The sequence below is a fragment of the Mycobacterium sp. NAZ190054 genome, from assembly GCF_001545925.1.
Classification (GTDB): Bacteria; Actinomycetota; Actinomycetes; order Mycobacteriales; family Mycobacteriaceae; genus Mycobacterium.
Genome location: NZ_LMVQ01000271.1, coordinates 1 through 5,049, shown reverse-complemented (window position 1 = coordinate 5,049; position 5,049 = coordinate 1). Strand labels below are relative to the sequence as shown.

Sequence of the window (5,049 nt, the reverse complement as noted above, 5' to 3'; positions counted from 1 at the left end):
CGGTTAAATCGGCCAGCCCGCCCCACAGATGCGGGAGCTCCAGTGCCGCGGCCCGGCCGAATCCCCACAGCGCAGTCTGATCGGGCGCGACGGTGTCGGTGTCGACCACATGCTGCGCGCCGCGGGTGACGAGGACCTGGACGCCGCCGTCGACGGCCCGTCGCGCGGCGTCCAGATCGGCGACCTGAGTCGCGGTGACACAGCCGGCGTCGTGCGCGCGCGCTACCCAGGACCAGTCGTCACCGAAGCTGACCGACAGCAGCGCCGGGCGGGCTTCCAGTGCCGTGCCCAGCAGGGCGGGATCCTTCTCGACCACCCAGCTGATGAGCCCGATGCCGAAGGGCCGCTGCAGGTTTGCGGTGTGGGTCAGGTGCCGTCGCAGCTGGGCGGCCGACCCCGAACTGCCGATGCCGATCATGCCCAGCGCGCCGGCCCGGCTGACCGCGGCCGCCAGTGCACCGCCGGCCACCCCGCCCATCGGCGCGTTGACGATCGGCACGTCCAGATTCATCGCCGTCGACCACCGGGTGTGCACCGTCCCATTATGGGCGACGGGTCCGTCGGCTCGCGGTTACTACGAGATGGCGTACCGGCGGGGCTGGTGCTGCACCGACACCCAGTGGTCGGTGGTGAACTCGTCGATGGCCCACTGGCCGCCGAAACGCCCGATGCCCGAGTCCTTTTCGCCCCCGAACGCGGTATTGGCGTCGTCGTTGACAGGCGAGTCGTTCACGTGCGTCATACCGGCCTGGATCCGGCGCCCGAACCGCACCGCCCGGTTCACGTCCCGGCTGAACACCGCCGACGACAGCCCGTACTCGGTGTCGTTGGCCAGTCGCAGCGCGTCCTCCTCACCTTCGGCGCGCAGCACCGTGATCACCGGTCCGAACACCTCTTCGCGTGCGGTCGCCACGTTGTTGCCGCCGATGAGCACGTGCGGCGGCAGACACAGGCCGGTCGGACCGAACGGTTGCCCGCCCAGCACCAGCTCCGCGCCGTCGTCCTGCGCCCGCGTGAGCTTGTCCTGAATGGTTTCCAGCTGAGACGGGTTGATGATCGGGCCGAGCTGCACATCGGGATCACGCGGATCGCCGACCTTCAGCGCCTTGACCCGCGTCAGGAACCGTTCCAGGAACTCGTCGTGCACGCTGGTGTCGACGATGATCCGGTTGGCGATCATGCAGATCTGGCCCTGGTGGAAGAACGACCCGAACACGCCGGCCTGCGCGGCCAGATCGAGATCGGCGTCGTCGAGGATCACCATCGGGCCGTTGCCGCCGAGTTCCAGTGCCAGCTTCTTCAGCCCGGCCTTCTCCGCGATCCCCTTGCCCACCGGTGTCGAGCCGGTGAAGGACACCACCCGCGCCGCCGGATGGGTGACGATCGCGTCGCCGATGTCCGAGCCGGAACCGACGACCACCGACAACAGGCCCGGCGGCAGGCCGGCCTCCTCGAAAATCCGTGCCAGCAGCAGTCCTCCGGTCACCGGCGTGTCGCCGGCGGGCTTGAGCACCACCGCGTTCCCGACCGCGAGCGCGGGCGCGACCGACCGGTTCGACAGCTGCATCGGGAAGTTCCACGGCGAGATCACCGCCACCACCCCGACCGGTTCGCGGTAGACGCGGCTCTCCTTGCCGGGGATGTCCGACGGCATGATGCGGCCCTCGACATGGTGCGGCATCGACGCCGCCTCCCACATCACCGAGCGCACCAGGCTCCACTCCAGTTCGGCCTTGGCGGCGGTGCCGCCGGTCTCACGCACCAGCCAGTCGACGATCTCGGACTTGCGGTCGCTCATCACGTCCGCGGCCGCGCGCATCACACCGGCCCGTTCCGCGGGTGGTTTGTCGGCCCACTCCTGCTGTGCGGCAACCGCGATGGCGTAGGCCTCGTTCAGGTCGTCCTCGTCGGCCTGCGCGATCTCGGCGAGCGTCTCACCGGTGTACGGATCGGTGCTGCCTCGGGTCTTCCCCGACGAGCCGGCGCGCCAACGGTCACCGATCGGCATGGTGTCGAAGTCGGGATAGGTGCTCATGGGATGGCCACTCCGATCTTGACGTGCGGGCCTTCGGACTGCGCCTGCCAGGCCTTTTCAGCCTCGTCGAGGCTGTAGCGAGTGGTCTCGACCTGGATTCGTCCCGCGGCTGCCAGTGCGAGGAGCTCCTGGTATGCCTTGTGCAGCACCTCGGCGGGCATGAAGTCGTTCATGTGCCCGATGTGCGTGCGGCCCATCAGTTTCGCGAAGGGCACCCCCGGCGCGCGGCCGGCGCCCTGTCCGACGGTGATCAGCGTGGCGCCGGGCGCCGTGGCGTCCAGCGCGGCGAGGAAGGGGTCACCGTAGACCATGTCGATCACCACGTCGTAGCCCTGTCCTGCCGCGGTTTTCAATGCGCCGGCATCGTCGTCCCCGCCGAGCTGGACGATCGCGTCGGCACCGAGTTCGCGGGTCTTGGCGAGCGCGTACTCGTTGCGGCCCGCGGCGACGACGCGGCCCGCGCCGAGGATGCTGGCGGCCTGGACCGCGATGGTGCCGACCACGCCGGTCGCGCCCAGCACGAGCACCGACCGGCCCGGGGCGACGTCGGCGTGCCGGGTCAGCGGGAGCCAGGCGGCCAACCCGGCGATACCCACCGCGACCGCGAGGTCGTCGTCGACGCCGTCGGGAACGGGATAGACCTTCTCCGGGTTGACGCGGGTCCGCTCGGCCCACGACCCGAACGGGGCCGGTGGTGAGTCGAAGTACACCCGTGCACCGTCCGCGGTGACACCGATGCCCTCCTTGCCGACGACCTTGGGCACGTCCGGCTCGCCCATCTCACCCGAGGCCAGGGCGAGGTCGACGGGGTTGCAGCCGGCCAGGGTGACGGTGACGACGTCGTCGCCCTGAGGGTCTTCGAAATCCTTCACGCTGGGCGGCCGGCCTGCCGCCTCCAGTACTGCCGCGCGCATCGGTTCTCCCTTCGTTGGTGCCGACCGTGCGGCTACCCGGAAGGGTCGGGTCGAAACAGGGGCCGGCGCTCGTTACAACGCGGCCGCGGCTTCGCGGCACTGCTGCGCGAGCTGCTCCTCCCGGCCGTAGAGCAGGCCGAAGGTGAACCCGTTCTCCCCGGATCGGGTACCGACGCCGGCGCCCATCTGGCGCAGCATCGGCCGGGCGACCACGGTGTCCTGCAGATCGCCGAGCGTCTTCTGAATTCTCTTGTAGTGCTTCTGATTCCGCTTGGCCTTCGTCGACGGCGCACCGGTCTGGATCAACTCGGCGGCGTACCTGGCGCGTTTGGTGGCCTTGCGGGCGCGGTGCAGCATCGCGTCATCGTCGCTGTCGAGCGCCTTCTGGAGGCGACGGTCGGCTTTGCGGCCCGCGCTACGCGCCTTCTGCCGCAACAGTTTCGTGCCGGCCTGCCCGGTCACCGGCGGGGCGGCGCTCCAACGCTGCAGCTCGGTGACCAGGTCCCGATACCGCGTGGTCTCCATCGCGTCGGCGACCCGGTTGCGCGCCGGCGCCTCGATACGGCGCAGCTCGCGTTTGATCTGTGCCGTCACCCGTCCCAGCACCAACTCTCGGGGCATTTCCCTGACCGCCGCCTGCAGCCGTCGCCGCTGTACCTGCGGATCGCGCACCTCGCCGAGAAGCCCGGCGAACCACTTCAGTTCCGCCTCCATGGTGCGTGCGGCATCCTCGTCGAGCAGTTCTCGGAAGATCCGAAGCGTACTGCGGACCCGCCGGATCGCGACCCGGGTGTCATGGATCGGATCGCTGCCTTCCCTCAACCCGATCAAGCCGTCGAGCACGAGGTCGATCTGCTCGGTGAGATATCGGCTCAGTGGCGTCGTCTTCGCGGTCTCCGGGAGCGTGGGCGCGGTCATTGCGGACGCATACCCGACCCGAAAGCGGGGTACACCTGACCAGGTGAAAGCCCGAAACGGCAGCTGGTTGCGCGACCACGGCCTGTTGCTGGCCTGTCTGGGTCTGTTCGTGGTGTTTTTCGCCGGGATGATCGTCTCCGGCGCTGCCACCTACAACCAGGAACAGCAGGAACACGGTTCGTCGGAGACGGTGTCGGTGATCGGGTACCTGGCCAGCGGTGACTTCGTGGAGGCGACGTTCGAGAACTGGGAATCGGAGTTCCTGCAGATGGGGATGTACGTCGTGCTCACGGCGTTCCTCTATCAGCGGGGTTCCTCGGAGTCGAAACCGATCGACGAAAAGGCGCCGCAGGACCGGGATCCGCGGCTCGCCCGGTTCGACATGAGCGCGCCGTGGCCGGTGCGGCGCGGTGGCGTGGTGCTGCGGATCTACGAGAATTCGCTGGCGATCGCGTTCTTCGTGCTCTTCTTCGCGTCGTGGGCGCTGCACGCCGTGGGTGGGACCGCGGCGTACAACGACGAACAGGTCCAACACGGCCAGGCCCCGATATCGCTGTGGGAGTACGTGCGGACCTCCCAGTTCTGGTTCGAGTCGATGCAGAACTGGCAGAGCGAGTTCGTCGCGGTCGCCGCGATCGTCGGGCTGTCGATCTTCCTGCGCCAGCGCGGGTCGGCGGAGTCCAAGCCCGTCGCCGAACCGGACCGGGAGACCAGCGCCTAAGACTTCTGCGGCGGACCCGGATCCGGAGTGGTGGACGGCCCCGGCGGCGACTCGGGCACGTCGTCCGGGACGAGACGTTCCGGAACCTCGACGGGGGTGAGCCGTTCGGGTGGTTCATCGGGCGCGCTGTCGCGGTGCAGAGTGCTGTTCATGACCGGGGCGTACCCGAGGCCGGCTGCGAGAAACCCGGCCGGCGCCCGGTGCGTCAGCGCTTGTTCGTCCAGGCGATCACCGTCAACGGCACGGCGAGCGCCGCGCCGACGAGATAGACCAGCGGGAACCAGCGGGTCGCCACCACACCTGCCGCGAGCGCGGCGCCCGCCGCACCGCCGAGGAACACCGCCGCGACGAAGAAGCGCTGACGCACCGGGCGCCGGCCGGGTTTCTCGCAGCCGGCCTCGGGTACGCCCCGGTCATGAACAGCACTCTGCACCGCGACAGCGCGCCCGATGAACCACCCG

The 5,049-nt window shown here is 69.3% G+C and carries 7 protein-coding genes; 1 reads left to right on the top strand and 6 read right to left on the bottom strand.

The genetic code is table 11. From position 1 onward, the window contains the following. From ASJ79_RS18500 to ASJ79_RS18485, 4 genes are all read right to left on the bottom strand, one after another. Positions 1–511: nitronate monooxygenase (locus ASJ79_RS18500; protein WP_197420271.1), on the bottom strand; the 511-nt coding region annotated here is incomplete at its 3' end. Positions 512–574: 63 nt separating this feature from the next. Continuing rightward, a complete protein-coding gene (locus ASJ79_RS18495; RefSeq protein ID WP_067958209.1) occupies positions 575–2,035 on the bottom strand; it encodes an aldehyde dehydrogenase family protein in 1,461 nt (486 codons plus the stop codon). Next, positions 2,032–2,949, bottom strand: a complete 918-nt coding sequence (locus ASJ79_RS18490; RefSeq protein ID WP_067958206.1) for a zinc-binding dehydrogenase — start codon at positions 2,947–2,949, stop codon at positions 2,032–2,034. The genes ASJ79_RS18495 and ASJ79_RS18490 overlap by 4 nt, the downstream gene beginning before the upstream one ends. A gap of 72 nt (positions 2,950–3,021) precedes the next feature. Next, entirely contained in the window at positions 3,022–3,867 is an 846-nt protein-coding gene (locus ASJ79_RS18485) for a CHAD domain-containing protein (protein ID WP_067958203.1), read from the bottom strand. Positions 3,868–3,910: 43 nt separating this feature from the next. Between ASJ79_RS18485 and ASJ79_RS18480 the strand changes: the two genes are divergently transcribed. Next, positions 3,911–4,588, top strand: a complete 678-nt coding sequence (locus ASJ79_RS18480) for a DUF6766 family protein (protein WP_067958201.1) — start codon at positions 3,911–3,913, stop codon at positions 4,586–4,588. Here ASJ79_RS18480 and ASJ79_RS33275 read toward each other — a convergent pair. Next, entirely contained in the window at positions 4,585–4,740 is a 156-nt protein-coding gene (locus ASJ79_RS33275; protein ID WP_197420270.1) for a hypothetical protein, read from the bottom strand. The two genes, ASJ79_RS18480 and ASJ79_RS33275, sit on opposite strands and share 4 nt — an antisense overlap. Positions 4,741–4,793: 53 nt before the next feature. After that, positions 4,794–5,049 (bottom strand): hypothetical protein (locus ASJ79_RS18475; RefSeq protein WP_231750914.1); only part of this gene is annotated, 256 nt, incomplete at its 5' end.